The sequence below is a fragment of the Pseudomonas sp. LAIL14HWK12:I7 genome (genome assembly GCF_000483465.1).
Lineage (GTDB): Bacteria > Pseudomonadota > Gammaproteobacteria > Pseudomonadales > Pseudomonadaceae > Aquipseudomonas > Aquipseudomonas kermanshahensis.
In genome coordinates this window covers 1-23,379 of the sequence record NZ_KI519607.1, presented here as the reverse complement: position 1 = coordinate 23,379, position 23,379 = coordinate 1, and the positions used below count along the sequence as shown (strand labels likewise).

Here is a 23,379-nt window from a genome sequence, read left to right as displayed (position 1 = left end):
AGGCCATTGCCGAGCGGCAGGTGTAGCGACACCATCGTCAGATAACGGGTGCACTCCAACAATAAAAAGCCAGGAGTCTGATGATGCGTAACTACGCCGAGGCCGCTCGTGCCTTCGACCATGCACAGGCCGCCGCTGATGCCCTGCAGGGCGATCTGTCTGCGCTCAACGCCTGCGTCGAATGCTGCGACCGCCATGTGGGCAGCGACAAGCTCGCCCTGCTGTGGGTGAACCGCGACGGCGAAAGCCAGCCGTTCACATTCGATACGCTGTGCGAGCAGGCCGCGCGTTTTGCCAACGTGCTCAAGTCCCAGGGTGTAAAAGCGGGAGACCGCGTTGCCGGCCTGATGCCCCGTACCCCGCAGTTGCTGGTGACCATCCTGGCCACGTGGCGCCTGGGTGCTGTGTATCAGCCGCTGTTTACTGCGTTCGGGCCCAAGGCCATCGAGCATCGCCTGGAACAGTCCGGGGCCAAGGTGGTGGTCACCGACAGCCAGAACCGCGCCAAGCTGGATGAGGTGCACGGTTGCCCAACAATCATCAGCGTGCTGGCTCGCGTCGGCGAGCTGGACTTCCAGCAGAGCCTGGACAGCGCCGCCGAGCACTGCCCGCCGGTCATGCGGACGGGCGACGACCCTTTCCTGTTGATGTTCACTTCCGGCACTACAGGCCCGGCCAAACCCCTCGAAGTGCCGCTGCGCGCGATCGTTGCCTTCCAGGGTTACATGCGCGACGCCATCGACCTGCGGCCTGAAGACAACTTCTGGAACCTGGCCGACCCGGGTTGGGCCTATGGGCTTTACTACGCGGTCACCGGCCCGCTGGCGCTGGGCCATGCCACCACCTTCTACGATGGCTCGTTCAGCGTTGAAAGCTGCGCGCGGATCATCGACCAGTTTGGCATCACCAACCTGGCCGGTTCGCCAACCGCGTACCGCCTGTTGATCGCGGCAGGCAGCGAATTTTCCGCACCGATCAAAGGCCGCCTGCGGGTGGTCAGCAGCGCCGGCGAGCCGCTCAACCCAGAGGTGATCCGCTGGTTCGCCGACGAGCTAGGGGCAACCATCCACGACCATTACGGGCAGACCGAACTGGGCATGGTGTTGTGCAACCACCATGGCCTGGAGCACCCGGTGCACCTGGGGTCTGCCGGCTTTGCCATCCCTGGGCACCGCATCGTGGTACTGGACGAGCAGGGCGCGGAGCTGCCGCCTGGCCAGCCCGGCATCCTCGCCGTGGACCGCGAGCAGTCGCCGTTGTGCTGGTTTGGTGGCTACCACGGCGTGCCGACCAAAGCCTTCGTCGGCAAGTATTACCTCAGCGGCGACACGGTCGAACTCAATGCCGATGGCAGCATCAGCTTCGTGGGCCGCAGCGACGACGTGATCACCACCTCCGGCTACCGGGTTGGCCCGTTCGACGTGGAGAGCGCGCTGATCGAGCACCCGGCGGTGGTCGAGGCGGCCGTGGTCGGCAAGCCCGACCCTGAACGCACCGAGCTGATCAAAGCGTTCGTCGTACTGGCCAAAGGCGTGGAGGGCACCCCCGAGCTGGAAGAAACCCTGCGCCAGCACGTGCGCAAGCGGCTGTACGCCCACGCCTACCCCCGCGAAATCGAATTCGTCAGCGAGCTGCCCAAGACCCCGAGCGGCAAGCTGCAACGCTTCATCCTGCGCAACCAGGAAATCGCCAAACAACAGGCCCAACTGGCCGCTCACGCCAGTGCCTAAAGGAACGACACCATGCAAATAGCCAACAAACACTTTATCGTCAGTGGCGCCGCATCCGGGCTGGGTGCCGCCACCGCACAGATGCTGATCGAGGCCGGTGCTAAGGTCATGCTGGTCGACCTCAATGCCCAGGCGGTCGAGGCTAAGGCGCGTGAACTGGGCGACAACGCCTGCTTCGCGGTCGCCGACATCAGCGACGAGCAGGCCGCCAAGGCTGCCGTCGACGCCGCCGTCAGCGCGTTTGGCAGCCTGCATGGGCTGGTCAACTGCGCCGGTATCGTCGGCGCCGAGAAAGTCCTGGGCAAACAAGGCCCGCATGGCCTGGCCAGTTTCGCCAAGGTCATCAACGTCAACCTGATCGGCAGCTTCAACCTGCTGCGCCTGACAGCGGCAGCGATGGCCGAGGGGCCGGCGGATGAGCATGGCGAGCGCGGGGTAATCATCAATACCGCCTCTATCGCTGCCTATGACGGGCAGATCGGCCAGGCCGCCTACGCGGCCTCCAAGGGCGCCATTGCCAGCCTCACGCTGCCAACGGCCCGTGAGCTGGCGCGTTTCGGCATCCGCGTGATGACCATCGCCCCGGGCATTTTCGAAACCCCGATGATGGCCGGCATGACCCAGGAAGTGCGTGACTCGCTGGCCGCTGGGGTGCCGTTCCCGCCGCGCCTGGGCCGCCCTCAGGAATACGCTGCACTGGCCCGCCACATCATCGAGAACAGCATGCTCAACGGCGAGGTGATCCGCCTCGACGGCGCGCTGCGCATGGCTGCCAAGTAAGGAGTAATGAACATGACCCTCGCCAACGACCCAATTGTCATCGTCAGCGCCGTGCGCACGCCCATGGGCGGCCTGCAGGGCGACCTCAAGAGCCTCACCGCACCGCAGCTGGGGGGCGCGGCGATTCGCGCTGCGGTCGAGCGCGCCGGCATCGAAGCCACCAGCGTCGAACAGGTACTGTTCGGTTGCGTGCTGCCGGCAGGCCTGGGCCAGGCCCCCGCGCGCCAGGCAGCGTTGGGCGCCGGCTTGGACAAACACACCACCTGTACCACCTTGAACAAGATGTGTGGTTCGGGCATGCAGGCCGCGATCATGGCCCATGACCTGCTGCTGGCCGGCAGCGCCGATGTGGTGGTGGCGGGTGGCATGGAGAGCATGACCAACGCGCCCTACCTGCTGGACAAGGCCCGGGGTGGCTACCGCATGGGCCATGGCAAGATCATCGACCATATGTTCATGGATGGCCTCGAAGACGCCTACGACAAGGGCCGTTTGATGGGCACCTTCGCCGAGGATTGCGCCCAGGCTGGCGCTTTCAGCCGCGAAGCCCAGGATGCCTTTGCCATCAGCTCGTTGACCCGCGCCCAGGACGCCATCAAGCAGGGCCGTTTCAGCGCCGAGATCGTTCCGGTGGAAGTCACCGAGGGCAAGGAAAAACGCGTCATCAAGGATGACGAGCAGCCGCCCAAGGCGCGCCTGGACAAGATCCCGCAGCTTAAACCGGCCTTCCGTGAAGGCGGTACGGTGACGGCCGCCAACGCCAGCTCGATTTCCGACGGCGCTGCTGCACTGGTGCTGATGCGCCGCAGCGAAGCCGAAAAGCGCGGCTTGAAACCTTTGGCCGTGATCCATGGCCATGCGGCCTTTGCCGATGCGCCCGCGCTGTTCCCCACCGCGCCGATCGGGGCCATCGACAAACTGATGAAACGCACCGGCTGGAACCTGGCCGAGGTGGACCTGTTCGAGATCAACGAAGCGTTTGCCGTGGTCACCCTGGCGGCCATGAAACACCTCGACCTGCCACACGACAAGGTCAATATCCATGGCGGTGCCTGCGCCTTGGGCCACCCGATCGGCGCCTCGGGCGCGCGCATTCTGGTGACCTTGCTGTCGGCCCTGCGCCAGAACAACCTGCGCCGCGGCGTGGCGGCCATCTGCATCGGCGGTGGCGAGGCCACGGCCATGGCCGTCGAATGCCTGTATTGAGGTGAACCATGTTGGTAACTGACGAGCAACAACAGATCGCCGACGCCGTGCGTGACTTTGCCCAGGAGCGCCTGCGCCCGTTCGCCGAACAGTGGGACAAGGCCCACCGCTTCCCGCGTGAAGCCATCGACGAGATGGCTGCCCTGGGCCTGTTCGGCATGCTGGTGCCGGAGCAGTACGGCGGCAGTGACACGGGCTATGTTGCGTACGCCATGGCCCTGGAAGAAATTGCCGCAGGCGATGGTGCCTGTTCGACCATCATGAGCGTGCACAACTCGGTGGGCTGCGTGCCCATCCTGAAATTCGGTACCGAGCAGCAGAAGCAGCAGTTTCTGGCCCCGCTGGCCAGCGGCGCGATGATCGGCGCCTTCGCCCTCACCGAGCCTCAAGCCGGCTCCGATGCCAGCAGCCTGAAGACCCGCGCACGCCTGGACGGCGACCACTACGTGCTCAACGGCAGCAAGCAGTTCATCACCTCCGGCCAGAATGCTGGCGTGGTCATCGTCTTCGCTGTCACTGACCCGGAGGCGGGCAAGCGTGGCATCACGGCGTTCATCGTGCCGACCGATTCGCCGGGCTACCAGGTTGCCAGGGTCGAGGACAAACTCGGCCAGCATGCCTCGGACACCTGCCAGATCGTCTTCGACAATGTGCGGGTGCCGGTCGCCAATCGCCTGGGCGAAGAGGGGCAGGGTTACAAGATTGCCCTGGCCAACCTTGAAGGGGGCCGTATTGGCATTGCGTCGCAGTCGGTCGGCATGGCCCGGGCGGCCTTCGAGGTGGCCCGCGACTATGCCAAGGAGCGGCAGAGCTTCGGCAAGCCGCTGATCGAGCACCAGGCCGTGGCCTTCCGCCTGGCCGACATGGCCACGCGCATTGCCGTGGCCCGGCAGATGGTGCTGCACGCCGCGGCCTTGCGTGATGCCGGGCGGCCGGCCTTGACGGAGGCGTCGATGGCCAAGCTGTTTGCCTCGGAAATGGCCGAAAAGGTCTGTTCGGACGCCTTGCAGACCCTGGGCGGTTATGGCTATCTGAGTGACTTCCCGCTGGAGCGGATCTACCGCGACGTTCGGGTCTGCCAGATTTACGAAGGCACCAGCGACATTCAGCGCATGGTCATTGCGCGCAATCTTTGAAGGAGCAGTCTGCATGGCATTCGAAACCATCCTGTTGGACATCCACGGCAAGGTCGGCCTGATCACCCTCAACCGGCCGCAGGCGCTCAATGCGCTCAATGCTCAGATCGTCGGCGAGATCAACCAGGCCCTGGACCAGCTCGAGCGTGACCCGAGCATCGGCTGCGTGGTGCTGACCGGCTCGGCCAAGGCCTTTGCCGCAGGTGCCGATATCAAGGAAATGGCCGACCTCCAGTACCCTCAGATCTACGTCGACGACCTGTTCAGTGACGCAGACCGGATTGCCAATCGGCGCAAACCGATCATTGCGGCGGTATCGGGCTTTGCCCTGGGCGGTGGGTGTGAGCTGGCGATGATGTGCGACTTCATTCTGGCAGCGGACAATGCCCGGTTCGGCCAGCCTGAGATCAACCTTGGGGTGTTGCCGGGCATGGGCGGCACCCAGCGGCTGACCCGCGCGGTGGGCAAGGCCAAGGCCATGGAACTGTGCCTGACGGGGCGCTTGATGGGCGCCGAGGAGGCCGAACGTGCCGGGCTGGTGGCGCGTGTGGTACCGCAGGCTGAGCTGGTCGAAGAAGCCCTGAAGGTGGCGGCGACCATCGCCAGCAAGTCGATCCCGGTGAGCATGATGGTCAAGGAAAGTGTCAACCGGGCCTTTGAAGTGACCCTGAGTGAGGGGGTGCGTTTCGAGCGTCGGGTGTTCCATGCGGCCTTTGCCACTGAAGACCAGAAGGAAGGCATGAGCGCTTTTATCGCCAAGCGCGAGGCACAGTTCAAGGATCGTTGATCCCGCCTTCACAGGCGTGACTGGCCCGAAATAGATGTAGGAGCAGCCTTGTGCTGCGAAGCGCCGCGCGAGCGGCGCTCTATCTCATGGCCGCTGCATAACCCAAGGCAGCCACCTGTCAGCCCAGACGCGCCTGTACCCCCTGCCACCCGAGCACCGACCAGCGGATTCTGCTCAATCGAATCAAATTCGCCTCCGATTGCAGTTGCTCCACGCGACGTGGCGCCTTAGACTGCCGCCCCCTGTAAAAGAGTGCCGGTTGGCGCTTGAAGAATTCCGCTGCCGATGCACTGGCGTCGGCGGCACCCGAATCGCCCAAATGCACATTTTTCATAGAGAAATCGATGACCAAGGAACAGTTGCTGGCCATGTCGGCCGATGACTACATGAACGCTGATCAGCTCGCCTTCTTCACTGGCCTGCTGCAGTCGATGAAAGTCGAAACCCATGAGCGCATCGAGTTGAGCCGTGCCACCATCGAGGGCCTGGACACTCCGTCGGACCCTGCTGACGTGGCTTCGGTAGAAGAAGAGCGTAGCTGGTTGGTCAATGCCATCGACCGCGACCAGCGTTTGCTGCCACAGCTTGAAATGGCGTTGGACCGTATCGCTGACGAGAGCTTCGGCTGGTGCGATGACAGTGGTGAGCCGATTGGCCTGAAGCGTTTGCTGATCAGCCCGACCACCAAGTACTGCATCGAAGCTCAGGAACGCCACGAGCAGCTCGACCGCCACCAGCGCCAGGTCTGATCGCGCGCAGTGCGTGAAGCCCCACGGAGCAATCCCTGGGGCTTTTTGCGTTTGTGCGTGATAGGCCCAGATTTGTTGCCTGTGGCGTAACACTGCTGTACCGAGATGCGCTGTTTCCGACGTGCAGGCAGGCGTATCATGGCTTTATCGTTAGGGTGCTAATTAAATTCCGGAGGGGATGATGAATAGCCGTGTCGATGTTGCCGTGATGATTGGCTCGGGGGTACCTGCCACTCTGCAGGCGTTGGGTAAGCGTATTTGTTGGGTGGTGCTGGTCAATGGCGAGCGCCGTGGCACGGCGTTCGCCACCCGTGACGAGGCCTTGGAGTGCCAGGCGGCCTGGATGCAGCAACTCAGAAAAGGCCTGGCCGCCTGACGGCCGTCATTGCTCCAGATGGCGGGCCAGTTCACACGCGTCCTGATGCCGGCAGCGAAACCCTTTGACCCGGCCGGTGGCGCTTTCGGTGACATGAAAGAAGCGGACACCTGCGGGTATGACAACGTAACGTGGCGTTGCATGAGTGCTGGCGATGTAAGAAATGTTCTTTGCCTCTCGACGGATTTCGGTGTTTTCGTGCATATTCCTTCCCCAGTAATGCGCTGATGGATTTCAGAGCCCGTTCTGTCGAGCGCTCTGCAACTACCTATCGCATCTTTTCTGGCGGGTTTGTTGTCAGGCATTACGCTTCCCACGTTGGGAATTTGCCGAAAACCTGCACTTAGGCCATATCTGGCAAGCCAGAGTAAAGATTCCTGCAGGCTGCAGTGCCAGCGGATACAGACATCAGCGCATCGCTTTATTACTCTTTTCGCCTATCGATATGTAATGGCCGTGCCTCACCGAGCGTGTGTGGGGGCGGGATGTAACCGATTGAGGATCACTTCATTGGCAGTCAGCACACTTGATACCCACGCCTTGTTCGCCTTGGGCGATTTGCGCGGTAAATTGGCCCAGCTGTTCCAGGGCCGCTTTGTTTATGTCACCGAACAAAGTCCTGAAGGCCTGTACATGGCCGAAATCGACACCGAAAGCGCATTGGTGGTCGATGACAAACAGCGTCTGGAACTGAAGGTTGGCGATCACTTCCGCGCTGCGGTATTGCCCAGCCGCGAGGGTGGCAAGCTGGAAATGCGCTTTCGAGACATCAAGTTCAATGTCTACGGTGTTGGCGACTACGCCTTTGTTTCCGTGCCTGAAGGCGAGGGCGTCGTGTTGCGCGAAGGCAATGGCGTGATGCTGGTCTTTGCCGCGCAACAGCAAGTGCAGGAAGGGCTGGGTAAGCTGCTCAAGGCAGTGACTGGCAAAGTCGCGAAGTGGCGCAAGGGTGAGCTGACCACATTCAAGGCCAGTGAATGACCGAGCGCGACAACGCGCCTGTGTCGCGTGCCGAGTTTCATCACCAGCACCAGGCGGATGCGCTGGCGCAAGCCGAACGGCTGTTGGCCCAACGTGAAGCGCTGCAAGGCGCTTGGCTGAACTGGGTGGCAGGCGAGCTCTATCGACTCAGCCCGCCACCGTATGCCGCCATGGTGCGGCGTGAGCTGCAGCGCCTCAGCCAGGGGTGAGGCTGCAACCGGTCAATGGCCGCGGTCGCTGCCGCTACTGACTTCTTCAGGTACCGCCTCTTTGGACATCCGCTTGCGAAACAGCGCAGCCCTGGCCAGCAAGAGTGTGGTGACCGGCACCGTGATCGACAACAGGATCGGGATCAGCCAGGCGTGCAGAACGGGCCCTTCTTTAAGCCACGAAAAGTAGATGATCGAGGCCAGGGCAACACACCATGCGCCAATGGTGGAGGCCAGTGCGGGTGGGTGCATGCGCTGAAAGTAATCCTTCAGGCGCACCAGGCCCACGGCACCGATCAGGGCGAACAGGCTGCCGATCAGCAGCAGCGCAGCGGTGACCAGTTCAAGCCAGAAGGGCAGTTGTAGCGCTTCGGTCATTCGATCACCTCACCACGTAGCAGGAACTTGGCCAGGGCGAACGAGCCGACAAAGCCGAACAGTGCAATCAGCAGGGCACCTTCGAAGTAGGTGTCGCTGGCATAACGGATCCCCAGCACCAGCATCGTCAGCATGGCCAGGATGTACAGGTAGTCCAGTGCCAGCACCCGGTCCTGGGCGGACGGGCCGCGGAACAACCGGATCAGTGCCAAGGCCATGGCCAGGGCGAAGATGAACAGGCTGGCGAGTACAGCGTTGGCGAGCAGGCCTGTCATTGGAAAATCTCCATCAGCGGGCGTTCGTAGGTGTGCTTGAAATGCTCGATGAAGGCGGCTTCATCCTCAAGGTCGAACACATGCAGCAACAGCACACTGCGGTCCAGCGCCAGTTCGGACCAGACCGTGCCAGGTACCACCGTGGTGATCATCGACAGGGCAGCCAAGCCATGGGCATCGCGCAAGGCCAGCGGAATGTGCACGAATGCCGAGCGCGGCGGCTGCTTGCCCGCCCGCAGAACGCCACGGGCCACCAGCAGGTTGGACACGATCACATCCAGGCCGACCCGGCCAATCAACTTGGCAATTACCCAAGGCCGCTGCACATGGGCGTGCTGAGGGCGTAGGGGGGCCATCAACAGAGGCGCAAAAATGCCGAGGATGGCACCCAGCAGCAGGTTGCCGGCGCTGACCGACAGGTTCAGCAGCAACCACAGGCCGAACAGCGAGACCGACAGCAGTGGGGCGGGAAACAGGCGCTTCATGGCAGCACCTCCACGTCGAGGGAGGTGGGGCCGGGAATGGGCCGAGCGGCCATCACCGCTTTGATGTAGGTATCGGGTGCCTGCAGGCTGGCCGCCGTGTCCTGGGTGTAGCGCAGCAGCGGCTCGGCCTTGAGGCTGAGGATGATGCACAGGCCCAGCAGGATGACGATTGGCAGGCATTCATAACGACGCAGCAGCGGCGAGGGGCGCTCTTCGGGCTTCCAGAAACGCTGGATGCCCACGCGGCCGAAGGCGATCAACGACGCCATGCCGGACAGCACCAGCAGTGCCACCAGGCCCCAACCTGCCGCTGTCAGCGGTTGCTCCGGCGCTATACCCAGCCCCAACGGGTTGAACAGCGCGTTGATCAGGTTGAGTTTGCCGACGAAGCCCGACAGTGGTGGCATGCCGATGATCAGCAGCGCGCAGGCGATGAAGCTTAGGCCGAGGAAGGCCATGGTCCAGGGGATGATCTGGCCGATCACCACCTTTTGTTCGTCATCGAGGTTGATGCCCTTGGGTGGGTGCAGCGATTCCAGGGGCGAAGGCATGGCATCTTCTTCGTCATCCAGCGGCGCTTCATTGGCTGAGCGCGAGCGCTCGACCAGTTCGGCGAGCAGGAACAACGCGCACAACGCCAGGGTCGAGTTGACCAGGTAGAACAAGGCCGCACCCGTTAACGCCGGCTGAGCAAAGCCAACGGCCGCGAGCAGGGTGCCGGCGGACACCAGGATGCTCAGGGCAGCCATGCGTTCCAGGCGCTGTGCGGCCAGTATCGAGACCGCGGCCACAGCCAGTGTGACCAGCCCCCCGTACACCAGCCACTCGCCGCCAAACTGCGCGGAGGCGCCGGCCTGCCCGGAGAAGAGCAGCGTCCACAGGCGCAGCACGGCATACAGGCCGACCTTGGTCATGATCGCGAACAGCGCGGCAACCGGTGCGCTGGCCGAAGCGTAGGCCGGCACCAGCCAGAAATTCAGCGGCCAGATACCGGCCTTGGCCAGAAACGCCATGGCGAGGATTGCGGCGCCCGCATGCAGCAGGCCTCGGTCGGCCTCTGGCACCAGCGGGATCTTCAGCGCAAGGTCGGCCATGTTCAGGGTGCCTGTCACGCCATAGAGCATCGCCGCGCCCACCAGGAACAACGACGAAGCGAACAGGTTGATGGCGATATAGTGCAGGCCCGCCTTGACCCTGGCACGCCCCGAGCCATGCAGCAGCAAACCGTAGGATGCGGCCAGCAGCACCTCGAAGAACACGAACAGGTTGAACAGGTCGGCGGTCAGGAAGGCACCGTACAGCCCCATCAGCTGGATTTGGAACAGCGCGTGGAAGCTGGCGCCGGCACTGTCCCAGCGGGCCCGGGCAAACAGCAGGGCGCTGAAGCCGATGATGCCGGTCAGGGTCAGCAGCAAGGCAGACAGGTGGTCCACCACCAGCACGATGCCAAACGGTGCAGGCCAGTTGCCCGGCAGGTAGACACCGATCGATTCGGCTTGACCCTGGGTACGGACCCACAGCAGCAGGCTGACCGCGATGGCCAGGCCGGCGAAGGTGGACAGCAGGTTAAGCCGCGCCTTGATCCGCCGGTGTTTCTCGCCCAGCAACAGCATGATTGCCGCCGTGATGAGGGGCAGCAGGATGGGCGCGACGATCAGTTGACTCATACCACTCATTCGTCACGCTCCCGGCCATCGACATGGTCGGTACCGGTCAAGCCGCGCGAGGCCAGCAGCACGACCAGAAACAGCGCGGTCATGGCGAAGCTGATGACGATGGCGGTGAGCACCAAGGCTTGCGGCAGCGGGTCGGTGTAGTGCAGTAAGTCTTGGGTGACGCCGTCCTTGATGATCGGTTCCTTGCCGATGAACAGGCTGCCCATGCTGAAGATGAACAGGTTGACCCCGTACGACAACAGGCACAGGCCCATGATCACTTGGTAGGTTCGTGGGCGCAGGATCAACCACACCCCGGAGGCGGCCAGTACACCGATGGCGACTGCAATGACTTCTTCCATCAGGCGGCTCCTGCTTGGCTGGATTTCGACGGGTTGCCCGGGCGGTAGGCGCGCACCGATTGGTGCGCCAGGGCAGTGAGGATCAGCAGGGTCGAGCCGACCACCACGGTGTACACGCCGACGTCGAAGAACAGCGCGCTGGCCACATGCACATCACCCAGCACAGGCAGGTGCAAGTGGGCGGTGTGCGTGGTCAGGAAGGGGTAGCCGAGCAGCATGGCGCCTACCCCGGTCAGGGTCGCGCAGAGCAGGCCAGTGCCCATCCAGCGCAGTGGGCGTAGGCTCATCTGCGCTTCGACCCACTGGGTACCGGCGACCATGTACTGCAGGATGAACGCCACCGACATCACCAGGCCTGCGACAAAGCCGCCGCCCGGCTGGTTGTGGCCGCGCATGAACAGGTACATCGATACCAGCAGGGCGATCGGCAGCAACAGCCGCACCAGCACCGCGGGCACCATCATGAAGCCCAGCGCGGTGTCCGTAGCGTGGCGCGGGTTGATCAGGTCAGTGACCACGTCGGGCGCCAGCTGGCGTTGCTGGGCGGGCAGCTGCATGCTCTCTTTGGGTGGGCGGAAGCGTCGCAGCAGGGCGAATACGGTCAGGGCCACGGCGACCAGCACGGTGATTTCACCGAGGGTGTCGAAGCCACGGAAATCGACCAGCATCACATTGACCACATTGGTGCCGCCGCCCTGGGGCAGGGCGCGGCTCAGGTAGAACGAAGAAATGTCGTTGGGGGTCGGCCGGGTCAGCATGGCATAGGACAGAACCGCCATGCCGCCGCCCACCAGCACTGCCAGCAACAGGTCGCGCAGGCGACGCATGCGGGCGCGCTCCAGGCTGCCGGGCAGCGGCGAAACGCCCTCGATACGGCGCGGCAGCCAGCGCAGGCCGAGCAGGATCAGCACGGTGGTGACCACTTCCACAACCAGTTGAGTCAGGGCCAGGTCGGGCGCCGAGAACCAGACGAAGGTGATGCAGGTCATCAGGCCGCAGACACTGACCATGATCAAGGCGGCCAGGCGGTGATACTTGGCTTGGTAGGCGGCGCCGATGGCGCAGGCGATGGCGATCAGCCAGAGTGCGACGAATACACCGGAGCCCGGGATTTTCGGGCGCTCGCCCCAGGTCAGGCCGCTGTAGAGCATGGGCGTGAGGCCGGCCAGAAACGCCGCCAGCACCAGCATGAACAACTGCGATTGCAGGCGGCGCGTGGTCAGCAGGTTTTCGATTCGCCGGGCCAACAGCATCAGGTGGACCTGGCCATGCTCGAACAGGCGCTTGCCATTGAAGCGCTCGATCAGCGGCGGATAAGGGAAGCGCCCCAGGCGCAACTGCTTGCGCAGCAGCAGGTACAGCACGATCCCGCCGCTCATGGCGATCAGGCTCATGATCAAGGGTGCATTCCAGCCGTGCCAGATGGCCAGGCTGTATTCCGGTAACGTACCGCCCACCACCGGCAGGGCTGCCGCCGCCAGCAGCGGGCCTACCGACTGCGCGGGGAAAATACCGACCACCAGGCAGGTGAGCACCAGCAACTCGACCGGCGCACGCATCCAGCGCGGCGGTTCGTGGGGGGTATGGGGCAGGTCCTGGGCGGGTGGCCCGAAGAACACATCGACCGTGAAGCGCAGGGCGTAGGCCACGCTGAATGTACCGGCCAGGGTGGCGATTACCGGTAGGGCGGTTTCGACCCAGGCGGTGGAGCTGATGAATACCGTTTCGGCGAAGAACATCTCTTTGGACAGGAAGCCGTTCATCAGCGGCACGCCGGCCATCGAAGCGCTGGCTACCATGGCCAGGGTCGCGGTGTAGGGCACCAGGCGGATCAGGCCGCTAAGCCGTCGGATATCGCGTGTGCCGCTCTCGTGGTCGATGATGCCGGCGGCCATGAACAGCGAGGCCTTGAAGGTGGCATGGTTGAGAATATGGAACACCGCGGCGACCGCTGCCAGTGGGCTATTGAGGCCTAGCAACAGGGTGATCAGGCCCAGGTGGCTGATGGTGGAGTAGGCCAGCAGGCCCTTGAGGTCGTTCTGGAACATCGCGGCGAAGGCGCCGAGCAGCAACGTGATGGCGCCGGCGCCGCCGACGATCCAGAACCACTCCTCGCTGCCTGACAGCACAGGCCAAAGCCGCGCCAGCAGGAACACCCCGGCCTTGACCATGGTTGCCGAATGCAGATAGGCGGAGACCGGCGTAGGTGCTGCCATCGCGTGGGGCAGCCAGAACTGGAAGGGGAACTGCGCACTCTTGCTCAAGGCGCCAATCAGGATCAAAGGCAGCAGCACTGGGTACAGTGCGTGCTGGCGGATGAGGTCGCCGGCAGCCAGGACCTTGTCCAGGTCGTAGCTGCCGACCACATGGCCCAGTAGTAGCGCCCCGACCAGCAAGCACAGGCCGCCGGCACCGGTGACCATCAGCGCCATGTAGGCGCCGCGGCGGGCGTCGGCGCGGTGGTGCCAATAGCCGATCAGCAGGAACGAGAACAGGCTGGTCAGCTCCCAGAAGAACACCAGCTGGATCAGGTTGCCGGAGATCACCAGGCCCAGCATGGCGCCCATGAACGCGAGGAAGAAGGCGAAGAAGCGCGGTACCGGATCCTGCGGCGACATGTAGTAGCGGGCGTACAGCGACACCAGTGTGCCGATGCCCAGTACCAGCAGCGAGAACAGCCAGGCGAAGCCGTCCATGCGCAATACAAGGTTCAACCCTAGGCTGGGCAGCCAGAGGAATTCCTCGCGAATCACGCCACCATGGGCAACTTGGGGGTACAGCAGTGCTACCTGGACCGTACCGACCAAGGCGACAAGCCCGGCGAGTATGGACTCGGCGTTTCGTGCGTTGTGCGGCAGCACGGCTGCCAGGCAACTGCCCACGAACGGCAGAAGCAATAGCACTATCAAGGACATAGCGTTCTATTCTGGAGAGGTTTGCCAAGGATCATACGTGCCGAGCAGTTGATCACCAACACGCAAGCTGTCGCAGAATCGTACAAATACGGTGTTACAAGGTATTTTTTTATAACAGTTTTTTACAAAGCATAGCTGGAGTTGGCCGGTTTACAGGCCTGTTTGGTGTTCGGCTTCATCCTGCGCTTCGCGCGTTGTGGCGCTTTCGCGGGGGCGGCGCACCTTCAATTCGCTGACCACCACGGCGATCACGATCAGCAGCCCGCCAATCAACGCCACACCGGGCAGACGCTCGCCGGCGATGCGCCCAACGATCCCGGCCCACACAGGCTCGCCCGCATAGATCAGCGTGGCGCGGGTGGGTGAAACGGACTTTTGTGCCCAGTTCATGGCCAGCTGGATCACTGCGCTCATGGCGCCGAGCCCCACCGCACTCATCACCAACAGCCAGGAGAAGTCGGGGAGGCGCTCCTGGGTCGGCACGATCATCAGGAATGACAGCAACGACGCGGTGGCCAGCTGCACCACGGTCACGCGGCGCACATCGACCTGGCCGGCATAGCGGCTGATCAGGATGATCTCGCCGGCGATGGCGATGGCGCTGACCAGGGTCACCATCTCGCCTTCGCTGAAGTGCAAGCTGCCGCCTTCCGGCCCTGCCAGCAACATCAGGCCAAGGAATGCCAGGCAGATGCCGACGCTCGGCATCAGGCCGGGGCGACGGCCAAGCACCAGCCATTGCAACAACGGCACGAAGGGTACATACAGCGCGGTGATGAACGCGGACTGGCTGCTGCTGATGGTTTGCAGGCCCATGGTCTGCAAGCCGTAGCCAAGCATGATCGAGACGCCGATCAGTACGCCCGCCTTGAGTTCGGTAAAGGTCAGCCCCGACAGCGCGCGTGCCGAGATCGCGCCAACGAACAACGCCGCCGCAGCAAAGCGCAGGCCGACGAAGAACATCGGGCCGCTGACCGTCATCACGTTATGTACCAGCAAGAAGGTGCCACCCCACAGCATGGTGATGAACACCAGCATCAGTTCGGCTTTGCTCAGGCGCAAAGAAACGCGTGTATTGGGCTTGCAGGTGGGTTGGCTCATGGTCTTGCGCACTCGGAGGGGGCGGCGCACAATCTGCGCAAAGTGGGCAGTATACTGCGCAGTCACGATCAGCGAGCAATACAGTGCACAAAAATTCCACGCACCGGGCATCGGTGTTACAGCATGTTAGCCTCAACGTACGCAGCCTGCGTCACGCAGCGGGTATGAGCCAGTCTGCCTTGGCCGAGCGTTCTGGCGTCAGCCGACGCATGTTGGTGGCGATCGAGGCGGGTGAGAAGAATGTCAGCCTTACCACGCTCGATTTGATCGCCGAGGCCTTGAGTGTGGCGTTCAGTACGTTGATCCAGGCGCCCGAGCGGCGGGATCCCAGCCGCATCGACGAACTGGCCTGGGCCGGTGAGCACCCGCAAAGCAAGGCAGTGCTGCTGGGTAGCAGCACCGCCCGGCGTGAGGTCGAACTCTGGGAGTGGACCCTGGCACCGGGCGAGTGCTATGTCAGCGAGGCCGATGCCGATGGCTGGAGCGAACAGATCTATGTGGCCGAAGGGCAGCTCACATTAGTCATCGAGCAGGCCGAGTATTGCCTGCAGGTTGGCCAGTTTCATGTCTTCCCCAGCAACTGTCGCTACGCCTACCGCAACGATGGCGCCGTGGCGGTGCGGTTTGTGCGCAATGTGGTGATCTGACACTCGCCTTAAAGGCGGGGCGCGATCATTTGCCGAGCAGCTCATCGGTCTTCACCACCTTGGCGTAGGCAAACGCCAGGGCCGCCATTGCCGAGTCGTGAACATGGGCCGCCGGCACCTGTTTGCCATCGAACGCCAGCGGCAAGGTCGCGCAGGCGTCGTGAGCCACGGTCACGTCGTAGCCATAATCGGCGGCGGCGCGGGTCGCTGCATCGATGCACATGTGGCTCATGCTGCCGACGATGGTCAGTGCCTCAATCCCTTGCTGGTCCAGCGTGTGCTTGAGGTCGGTCCCGAGAAACGCATTGACCTTGTGCTTGAGCACCACCGGCTCGCCCGCCTTGGGTTGCACCTTGGCGTGGATGGCCGCGCCGGGGGAGCCCGGTGCGAAGAACGGCGCATCGGCACTTTCGAACTCATGCCGCACATGCACCACCAGGTCGCCCCGCTCACGCGCGGCTGCCAACAGCCGGGCGGCGTTGTCGGCTGCCTGGTCTGCGCCGTCGAGGGTCCATTTGCCACCGGGGAAATAGTCGTTCTGGATGTCGATGATGATCAGCGCTTGCTTGCTCATGTTGCCTCCTGCGGCAGTGGTCGTTGAATGACGATAGTTATAGGCTGTGCGCTTCGACCTGAGGATTGGCACGACCGACACAATGAGGGCAAAAACTGACAACCCTGCGCGCCTGGACATCGGCCTGCTGCTTTACCCAGGTGCGCAGCGCGCGGCCGTGCATGGCCTGACCGACCTGTTCACGGTGGCCAACCGGGTTGCCGCCGAGTTGGGCGCTGTCGAGCTGCCGCAGATCCGCGTCAGCCACTGGCAGGTCGATGAAGCGGGGTTGTTGCAGTGGGTTGAGGATAGCGGCTCTGAGGCGGCCACGGCGCTGAGGGTGATGATCATTCCGCCAAGCCTGGACTCGGCGCCACACGCTGAGCTGCTTGCGCGCCATCGCCTGCCCTTGAATCAGCTCCACGGGCGCGGCACGGTGCTGGCGTCGGTGTGCATCGGCGTGTTTTTCATCGCGGCCAGTGGGCTGCTCGACGGGCGCCCGGCCTGTACCCACTGGAACTACGTGCAAGCGCTTGCACAGCGTTTTCCCCTGGTGCAGGTGGAGGCGAACCAGCCGCTGCTGGACGACGGTGACATCATGACGTCGGCCGGGCTGATGGCCTGGACCGAGCTGGGCCTGCGCCTGCTGGAGCGGTTTATGGGGGCGACGGTGGCGCGCGAGACAGCTCGCTACCTGGCTGTCGAACCCGTGGTGGCGCCGTTGCCGGGGGCATTGTTCAACCCCCGCCTGGACCATGGCGATGAGGCAGTGCTCAAAGTGCAGCACTGGTTACAGGGCAATGGTGGGCAGGATGCCGACCTGGCCGCCATGGCCGCTTGTGCAGGCCTTGAGGAGCGGACCTTTCTACGGCGCTTTCGAGCTGCCACCGGTTTACGCCCGACCGAGTATTGCCAGCAAGTACGGGTAGGGCGCGCCTGTCGGTTGCTGGAATTTACCCGGCGCAATGTCGAACAAATTGCCTGGGGTGTGGGTTATCAGGACCCGGGCGCTTTTCGCAAAGTGTTTCAGCGCATCACCGGTTTGACGCCCAGTGAATATCGACGACGCTTTGCGGTTTCAGGTTGAACCAGCGGCCGCTCGTGCGGCAGCAAAAAACACTTGACCTGGACTTAACTTGAGGTTTTACCCTGCTCAGCATCACGCCATTGGCGTCCGGAGCAAGGAGACTTTTCATGACGGCTACGCCTCATTCTCTGTGGTTTACCCAGATGATCGAATACGAAGTGCCTGCGCTGCAGCAAGTGGCGCTGGCCCAGGCCCTGGTGGTGCGCAGCGAAGCGTTGGCCGCAGGTTGTGAGGGCTTGCAGGGCGTGAGCATCCAGGCCAGTGACGATGGCAGCCGGGTTCTCCAGTACCTGCAGTGGCAATCGCGCCAGGCATGGGCGGCGGCCGCCGACCATTTCGTTGAAGAACCCTTTCTCGACCTGCTGTGCCAGCATCAGGCGCGGGGCGTCAACTTCGCGGCCTACCAGACATTGCGCAGCCTGGTCCGCAATGCCGACGGTGGCCTGCACTGCCAGGTCGGTGAGCCTTAGGCATACCAGGGCGCGTAGTGTGGGTAGCGGTCCAGGCGTGCGCCAATGACCATCTCGCTGACCCATGACGTGAGGATCGAGCTGTAGGCTTTCTGGCTTGCTTCGCTGGACAAGGCGTGGTCGGCTCCGTCGACGATGCGGTGGGTCAGCGAATGGGCGCTGATGAATGCCGAGCGGTAGCTCATCAGTGTGCTGTGGGGTACATAGTCATCATGCTCGGACTCCACCAGTAACACATCGCCGCCGAATTCGGCGCACGCGGCCAGTGCGCGATTGTCCGCCGGGCCAAGCTGGCGCTGGCGGTAGGCGTTCAGCCGCTGCCGATCAAGGGTTTGCTTGGGGGTGTCCCACTCATCGTCCCAGTACAGGGCAGGCACCCGCATTGCCAGCCACCGTACTGGCCGCAACCGCGTCAACAAGGTGGCCAGGTAACCGCCATAGCTGCTGCCAATGATGGCGATGGCATTGCTGTCCACGTTCGGGTGGCTGACCAGGCGGTCGTAGGCTGCCAGCAGGTCGTTGAGGTTCTGTTCGCGGGTGACGGTCAGGCGTTGGCTTTCGGTCTTTTCATGCCCGCGCAAGTCGAAGGTCATGCACACGCACCCCAGCCCGGTAATGTGCCGGGCGCGGGCCAGGTCGCGTTGCTGGCTACCGCCCCAGCCGTGGACGAAGAGTATGCCGGGCATCTTGCTGCCAGGGCTGACCAGGGTGCCGACGATGCTGTCGTTCTCGACGTGCAGCTCAATGGTCTCACTCTGAATGCTCATGTTCGCGAATCCGCGCAAATTTGCTGAATTGTCCGAGTTCACTGTCGATTCCTTGGTAGAAGAGGGTGGCGTCAGTGGGCAGGTCGGGCGTGCCGAACACTTCATGGGTCGAAGCACGCACCCGCTGCAGTGTCGGCTCAGCGGCGAAGGCCTGCAGGGCCAGCAGTTCTGCACTGCTGGCACCGCCCAGACGCCAGGATTGTTCAAGCACGCCGCTGCGTACATGGCCTTGGGCGGTGGTGCCGCGGGCAATGTCGTAGTTACGTCTTGACGCCACGAAGCCTGGGAAGTGCTGCTCTGCGGCACGTTCGTAGACCATGGCTTGGTTGATCGCCAGGCGCAGGTGGTCTTCCAACGGCAGTTGCAGCAACGCCTGGTAATCACCGCGCACTACGACCAGATCGGAGCCGCCATAGACCTCTGTGCCCTGGTGGTCGTGCGTCAGTTGCTGAGTGCCGTGGTAGCTACAGGTCAGGCCGGCGACACGCACTTGGCCAACACTGAAGGTCTGCACCTCGCTCAGGTCTTCTTCGAGCACCAACCCCCAGACGGCCAGGTCTTGGTCGTCCATGTCGGCCAGCAACGGCTCCAGCGCATCCAGTGTGTCGATGACCTGCTGCCCCCGCCCGGCACAGGCCAGCACCGGCTTGATCCGTAGAGGGCCATCGAGCAGGAGCAAGCGTGCGGCATTGCGGGCGTCGGCCTTGCTGAATACGGTGTAGCCCCGCAGCAGGGCATCGCTGGCCTGGAGGGCGAAGGCGTCGGTCCAGCCTGGGGGGAAGCTGGCGGCGGCCGGCAGCGGGTGGGAAATCGCCTTGGTCGCCATATAAGGAAAAGCGACCAGCCCGCCGAACAGGTCCTGTTCGGTGCGGATGCCCAAGGCTGCATGGCGCTGCGGGTCGATCAGCGTTTCGGTCGGCAGGTAGTAGTAGCGGTCGCTGGGCGTGGAGGGCGGGTCGAGATGCACGTGTGCGCAACCCAGCAATTGCGCCAGGCCATCGGCAAGCTTGAGGTGTACAGCATGTTCATGGTCAGGCGTGTGCTGGCGGGTGTCGAGCAGCACAACGGCGGTTTTCGCGTCACCGGCAGCGGGCATAGGGGGTGGCCTGTCTGCAATGAATGTACTTGGTGTGAAGCCGGGGTTTTTGGGAAGTTCAGCAGGATGTGATCGGTGGTCCTGGTTCTGCTGTAGGAAATGTCCTGATTGCAGAGGGCGTGATGGGCAATGCATGCCGCAGGCCGGTCGCCGTGATTGCAGGGCAGGGGTGGCTGTACCATTATCGATAGTCTGAAATCAGTAGAGATGTTTTCGCAGGAGTGCGCATGAACGTTCAGACCACGATAGAGCAAGCTGTGCCGGAGCGCCTGGCGCGGGTGCGTCAGGCCATGGCCGCAGAGGGGTTCGATGCGCTGCTGGTGCCCTCGGCCGACCCTCATCTTTCCGAGTATCTGCCTGGTTTCTGGCAGGGGCGCCAATGGTTGTCCGGTTTTCAGGGGTCGGTCGGCACGCTGGTGGTCACGGCGGGGTTTGCCGGGCTCTGGGTTGACAGCCGCTATTGGGAGCAGGCCGAGCATGAGCTGGCAGGCAGTGGCATCGAGCTGATGAAGCTGCTGCCAGGCAAACCGGGCGCGCTGGAATGGCTGGGTGAGCATGTCGAGCCACAGGGTGTCGTGGCAGTGGACGGTGCTGTCATGGCCTTGGCGTCGGCGCGTTTGCTGGGTGAGCGTCTGAAGGCCCGGGATGTGCGGCTGGTGACGGACAAGGACGTGCTTGGCAAGGTTTGGGAGGGGCGCCCGTCGCTGCCGAGCAACCCGGTCTACCAACACTTGCCGCCGCATGCCACGCAGAACCGGGCAGACAAACTCGCCCAGTTGCGTGAGGCTTTGAAGGCCAAAGGCGCTGACTGGCATTTCATAGCCACCCTGGATGACATCGCCTGGCTCTTCAATCTGCGTGGCAGTGATGTGTCCTACAACCCGGTGTTTGTTTCCTTTGCCCTGATCAGTCAGCAGCAGGCGACGGTGTTCGTGGGCCAGGACAAGGTCGATGAGCATCTGCGCCAAGTGTTGGCGGTTGATGGCATTGAGGTACGTGACTATGCCGAAATCGGTCAGGCCCTGGGCGCCGTGCCTTCAGGCAGTCGCCTGATGGTCGACCCGGCGCGTGTCACCTGCGGTCTGCTGGAAAACCTGCCCTCAGGCGTTGAGCTGGTCGAGGGGGTTAACCCCACCACGCTGAGCAAGTCGTGCAAGGGTGAGGATGATCTTGTGCATATTCGCCGGGCCATGGAGCAGGATGGCGCCGCCTTGTGCGAATTTTTCGCCTGGTTCGAGGCGTCTCTGGGCCATGAGGTCATTACCGAGCTGACGGTCGATGAGCGATTGAGCGCCGCCCGTGCCCGCCGTCCAGACTTCGTGTCGTTGAGTTTCTCGACCATTGCCGCCTTTAATGGCAATGGCGCGATGCCTCATTACCGCGCCACCGAGCAGTCGCATGCCATCATCGAAGGTGACGGTTTACTGCTGATCGATTCCGGGGGGCAGTACCTGGGGGGGACTACCGACATTACTCGGATGGTGCCGGTGGGTAACCCTACGCTTGAGCAGAAGCAGGATTGCACGCGTGTGCTCAAGGGCATGATTGCGCTATCGCGCGCCACCTTCCCCCGCGGGATCCTCTCGCCGCTGCTCGATGCCATTGCCCGGGCACCGATCTGGGCCGATCAGGTGGACTATGGCCACGGCACCGGCCATGGCGTGGGTTACTTCATGAACGTACACGAAGGGCCGCAGGTGATTGCCTATCAGGCGGCGCCCGCGCCCCAAACGGCCATGCAGGCGGGCATGATCAGTTCGATCGAGCCGGGTACTTACCGGCCGCGTGAGTGGGGCGTGCGCATTGAGAACCTGGTGGTTAGCCGGGAAGCGGGCAAGAGTGTGTTCGGCGATTTCCTGAACTTCGAGACCTTGACGCTTTGCCCGATCGACACACGCTGCCTGTTGCCCGAGTTGCTTGCCAAGGAAGAGTTGGCGTGGCTGAACGGTTACCACGCGAGTGTGCATGAGCGTCTTGCGCCGCTGTTGAAGGGCGAGGCGCTGGCATGGCTGCAGGCGCGTACCGCGCCGCTGCGATGACGAATAAAAAGGGCAGCGCTCGCGCTGCCCCTTTGAACTCAATGCCTGGTAGTCATCACTTGCAGATGACGATCATGCTGCGGCTGGTATAGCCAGCTGGATTGATACCGAACAGGTAATCGCCTTGCTCTTCGTCGGTATCGCCGGAGCGAGCAATGACTTTGTAACCGCGGGTGCTACAGGAGGTGGCGGCCTTGCTGTAGCAGTTATCCCACGATGAGGAGAGGCCGGAGCAATTGATATGCAGGCCTTTCTTCCCCTTTTTGACCTCAGTCTTGGCCGTGGCGGCACATCCAGCAATAGCCAAAATGGCCAGAATGAGCAAAATACGTTTCATTCCCTTCCTTAAATGCAGGGCGGATCATTTGTCGGGCCCTGTCGTTGTCACTGCTGTCTTCCTGAAAATCCCCAGCGTCCGTCTTCGGTCCACCAGATCGCGTAAAGTGATTGATTCTGTGTGACAGCTTAATCAGCGAGACGGGCCGCTACAATCACTAATCCCGTCTCAAATGAAAATAGTTCTCATATCAGTCTGCGGCGACGGGTGGGGTTGGCGTCTGGCGCATCGACAGCGTGGTGCCTACCGACGCGACGATGATGGCGAGAATCGCGAGCCATTGGGTGGTGCTCAATACCTCGCCGAGGAACAGAAGGCCTGAAAGTGCGCCAAACGCCGGCTCGATGCTCATCAGGGTGCCGAAGGTGCGTGCAGGCATGCGGGTCAGGGCAACCATTTCCAGGCTATAGGGCAGGGCGGTGGACAGTATCGCGACACCCAGTGCCATCGGAATGACCGCTGGGGTGAGCAGTGCGCTGCCGGCATGAATCACCCCGATCGGGGCAACGAACAGCGCGGCGACCACGACGCCGAGGGCGGCGCTCTGGATGCCGTGCTCGGCGCCGGCGCGTTGCCCGAACAGGATATACAGCGCCCAGCACACCCCCGCACCCAAGGCATACGCCGCGCCTACCGGGTCCAGAGCCTGGCCGCCATCGCCCGCTGGCAGCAACAGTAGAAGCCCGGCGATCGCCATCGCGATCCAGAGAAAGTCGATAGGGCGGCGCGAGGAGAAGATCGCCACCGCCAGTGGCCCCGTGAACTCCAGTGCCACGGCGATACCGATAGGTACTGTTTGTAGTGCCATATAGAAGAGGAAGTTCATGCCCCCAAGTGCCATGCCATAGATGATGACATTGCGCAGAGTGGTGGCGGTCATGCGGACGCGCCATGGGCGCAGTATGAGCAGCATGATGATACTGGCGAAGATCAGGCGCAGGGCTGTGGTGCCTTGGGCGCCGATGATGGGGAACATGCTTTTGGCCAGTGACGCACCGGACTGTATGGATGCCATGGCGATCAGCAGCAGGCCGATAGGGAAGAGGGTGGCGGCCAGGCTGCGGGGTTGGGTGTTCATCTCTGCGCGGCGATCCTTGGGCGGGTAGGGGTGTGCACTATAGTGCGCACTTACGTGGGCAGAGGGCAAGATGTCACGCTTTTGAAATTAAAGGTTGACGGGGTTTCGAATCCCCTTATAATGCGCCCCACTTCCAGCGTGATTGGAACGAGAAACTCCTTGAGTATCAACGAGTTAATC

General features: G+C 62.9%; 26 protein-coding genes. 13 read left to right on the top strand and 13 right to left on the bottom strand.

Annotated features, from left to right (window positions below; genetic code table 11):
- Positions 1-83 precede the first annotated feature (83 nt).
- The 7 genes from D886_RS0125300 to D886_RS0125270 all read left to right on the top strand — a co-directional run bounded on the left by D886_RS0125300 (position 84) and on the right by D886_RS0125270 (position 6,764).
- Complete coding sequence (locus D886_RS0125300) at positions 84-1,730, top strand: acyl-CoA synthetase (RefSeq protein ID WP_027596557.1); 1,647 nt, start codon at positions 84-86, stop codon at positions 1,728-1,730.
- 12 nt (positions 1,731-1,742) lie between these two features.
- Entirely contained in the window at positions 1,743-2,510 is a 768-nt protein-coding gene (locus D886_RS0125295) for an SDR family NAD(P)-dependent oxidoreductase (RefSeq protein WP_027596556.1), read from the top strand.
- A gap of 12 nt (positions 2,511-2,522) precedes the next feature.
- Positions 2,523-3,716 carry an acetyl-CoA C-acyltransferase gene (locus D886_RS0125290; RefSeq protein ID WP_027596555.1) on the top strand — a complete coding sequence of 398 codons (1,194 nt, stop codon included), beginning with the start codon at positions 2,523-2,525 and terminating at the stop codon, positions 3,714-3,716.
- 8 nt (positions 3,717-3,724) lie between these two features.
- A complete protein-coding gene (locus D886_RS0125285; protein ID WP_027596554.1) occupies positions 3,725-4,852 on the top strand; it encodes an acyl-CoA dehydrogenase in 1,128 nt (375 codons plus the stop codon).
- A gap of 13 nt (positions 4,853-4,865) precedes the next feature.
- Positions 4,866-5,639: an enoyl-CoA hydratase gene (locus D886_RS0125280; RefSeq protein WP_027596553.1), complete on the top strand. Its 774-nt coding sequence runs from the start codon at positions 4,866-4,868 to the stop codon at positions 5,637-5,639.
- Between the two features lie 344 nt (positions 5,640-5,983).
- Positions 5,984-6,388, top strand: coding sequence for a TraR/DksA C4-type zinc finger protein (locus D886_RS0125275; RefSeq protein WP_027596552.1), 405 nt, complete (start codon positions 5,984-5,986; stop codon positions 6,386-6,388).
- Between the two features lie 181 nt (positions 6,389-6,569).
- Positions 6,570-6,764: a hypothetical protein gene (locus tag D886_RS0125270; protein WP_027596551.1), complete on the top strand. Its 195-nt coding sequence runs from the start codon at positions 6,570-6,572 to the stop codon at positions 6,762-6,764.
- 6 nt (positions 6,765-6,770) lie between these two features.
- Here the strand turns inward: D886_RS0125270 and D886_RS28135 are convergent, their stop codons facing one another.
- Complete coding sequence (locus D886_RS28135) at positions 6,771-6,968, bottom strand: hypothetical protein (RefSeq protein WP_081717569.1); 198 nt, start codon at positions 6,966-6,968, stop codon at positions 6,771-6,773.
- A gap of 306 nt (positions 6,969-7,274) precedes the next feature.
- Here D886_RS28135 and D886_RS0125265 point away from each other — a divergent pair, with 306 nt between their 5' ends.
- Entirely contained in the window at positions 7,275-7,745 is a 471-nt protein-coding gene (locus D886_RS0125265) for a hypothetical protein (protein WP_027596550.1), read from the top strand.
- Entirely contained in the window at positions 7,742-7,954 is a 213-nt protein-coding gene (locus D886_RS0125260) for a hypothetical protein (protein ID WP_027596549.1), read from the top strand. The genes D886_RS0125265 and D886_RS0125260 overlap by 4 nt, the downstream gene beginning before the upstream one ends.
- 12 nt (positions 7,955-7,966) lie before the next feature.
- Here the strand turns inward: D886_RS0125260 and D886_RS0125255 are convergent, their stop codons facing one another.
- From D886_RS0125255 to D886_RS0125225, 7 genes are all read right to left on the bottom strand, one after another.
- Positions 7,967-8,332, bottom strand: a complete 366-nt coding sequence (locus D886_RS0125255; protein ID WP_027596548.1) for a Na+/H+ antiporter subunit G — start codon at positions 8,330-8,332, stop codon at positions 7,967-7,969.
- Entirely contained in the window at positions 8,329-8,607 is a 279-nt protein-coding gene (locus tag D886_RS0125250; RefSeq protein ID WP_003259015.1) for a K+/H+ antiporter subunit F, read from the bottom strand. Before D886_RS0125250 ends, D886_RS0125255 begins: the two co-directional genes overlap by 4 nt.
- Positions 8,604-9,092 (bottom strand): Na+/H+ antiporter subunit E, encoded by a 489-nt coding sequence (locus D886_RS0125245; protein WP_027596547.1) that lies wholly within the window; start codon positions 9,090-9,092, stop codon positions 8,604-8,606. The genes D886_RS0125250 and D886_RS0125245 overlap by 4 nt, the downstream gene beginning before the upstream one ends.
- Complete coding sequence (locus tag D886_RS0125240; RefSeq protein ID WP_027596546.1) at positions 9,089-10,768, bottom strand: monovalent cation/H+ antiporter subunit D; 1,680 nt, start codon at positions 10,766-10,768, stop codon at positions 9,089-9,091. Before D886_RS0125240 ends, D886_RS0125245 begins: the two co-directional genes overlap by 4 nt.
- The gene (locus D886_RS0125235; RefSeq protein ID WP_003250128.1) at positions 10,765-11,109 is read right to left on the bottom strand and encodes a Na+/H+ antiporter subunit C; all 345 of its coding nucleotides are present in this window, start codon (positions 11,107-11,109) and stop codon (positions 10,765-10,767) included. Before D886_RS0125235 ends, D886_RS0125240 begins: the two co-directional genes overlap by 4 nt.
- Positions 11,109-14,024 carry a monovalent cation/H+ antiporter subunit A gene (locus D886_RS0125230; RefSeq protein ID WP_027596545.1) on the bottom strand — a complete coding sequence of 972 codons (2,916 nt, stop codon included), beginning with the start codon at positions 14,022-14,024 and terminating at the stop codon, positions 11,109-11,111. Before D886_RS0125230 ends, D886_RS0125235 begins: the two co-directional genes overlap by 1 nt.
- 150 nt (positions 14,025-14,174) lie before the next feature.
- Complete coding sequence (locus tag D886_RS0125225; RefSeq protein ID WP_027596544.1) at positions 14,175-15,125, bottom strand: DMT family transporter; 951 nt, start codon at positions 15,123-15,125, stop codon at positions 14,175-14,177.
- 83 nt (positions 15,126-15,208) lie between these two features.
- On the opposite strand from D886_RS0125225, the gene D886_RS0125220 reads away from it, so the two are divergent.
- The gene (locus D886_RS0125220; RefSeq protein WP_027596543.1) at positions 15,209-15,772 is read left to right on the top strand and encodes a helix-turn-helix domain-containing protein; all 564 of its coding nucleotides are present in this window, start codon (positions 15,209-15,211) and stop codon (positions 15,770-15,772) included.
- 25 nt (positions 15,773-15,797) lie between these two features.
- Here the strand turns inward: D886_RS0125220 and D886_RS0125215 are convergent, their stop codons facing one another.
- Positions 15,798-16,346 (bottom strand): cysteine hydrolase family protein, encoded by a 549-nt coding sequence (locus D886_RS0125215; protein ID WP_027596542.1) that lies wholly within the window; start codon positions 16,344-16,346, stop codon positions 15,798-15,800.
- A gap of 82 nt (positions 16,347-16,428) precedes the next feature.
- Between D886_RS0125215 and D886_RS0125210 the strand changes: the two genes are divergently transcribed.
- Positions 16,429-17,412, top strand: coding sequence for a GlxA family transcriptional regulator (locus D886_RS0125210; RefSeq protein WP_027596541.1), 984 nt, complete (start codon positions 16,429-16,431; stop codon positions 17,410-17,412).
- A 107-nt stretch (positions 17,413-17,519) separates the two neighbouring features.
- Entirely contained in the window at positions 17,520-17,882 is a 363-nt protein-coding gene (locus D886_RS0125205) for an antibiotic biosynthesis monooxygenase (protein WP_027596540.1), read from the top strand.
- Here the strand turns inward: D886_RS0125205 and D886_RS0125200 are convergent.
- Both D886_RS0125200 and D886_RS0125195 read right to left on the bottom strand, forming a co-directional pair.
- Positions 17,879-18,649, bottom strand: a complete 771-nt coding sequence (locus D886_RS0125200; RefSeq protein ID WP_027596539.1) for a S9 family peptidase — start codon at positions 18,647-18,649, stop codon at positions 17,879-17,881. The genes D886_RS0125205 and D886_RS0125200 overlap by 4 nt on opposite strands.
- Positions 18,633-19,745 (bottom strand): DUF3182 family protein, encoded by a 1,113-nt coding sequence (locus tag D886_RS0125195; RefSeq protein WP_027596538.1) that lies wholly within the window; start codon positions 19,743-19,745, stop codon positions 18,633-18,635. The genes D886_RS0125200 and D886_RS0125195 overlap by 17 nt, the downstream gene beginning before the upstream one ends.
- Before the next feature lie 227 nt (positions 19,746-19,972).
- Here D886_RS0125195 and D886_RS0125190 point away from each other — a divergent pair, with 227 nt between their 5' ends.
- On the top strand, positions 19,973-21,784 hold the full coding sequence (locus tag D886_RS0125190; RefSeq protein WP_027596537.1) for an aminopeptidase P family protein: 1,812 nt from the start codon (positions 19,973-19,975) through the stop codon (positions 21,782-21,784).
- Positions 21,785-21,839: 55 nt separating this feature from the next.
- Here D886_RS0125190 and D886_RS0125185 read toward each other — a convergent pair whose 3' ends face one another.
- The gene (locus tag D886_RS0125185; RefSeq protein ID WP_027596536.1) at positions 21,840-22,121 is read right to left on the bottom strand and encodes a hypothetical protein; all 282 of its coding nucleotides are present in this window, start codon (positions 22,119-22,121) and stop codon (positions 21,840-21,842) included.
- A 190-nt stretch (positions 22,122-22,311) separates the two neighbouring features.
- Positions 22,312-23,199 carry a threonine/homoserine exporter RhtA gene (gene rhtA, locus D886_RS0125180; protein WP_027596535.1) on the bottom strand — a complete coding sequence of 296 codons (888 nt, stop codon included), beginning with the start codon at positions 23,197-23,199 and terminating at the stop codon, positions 22,312-22,314.
- Between the last annotated feature and the right edge of the window lie 180 nt (positions 23,200-23,379).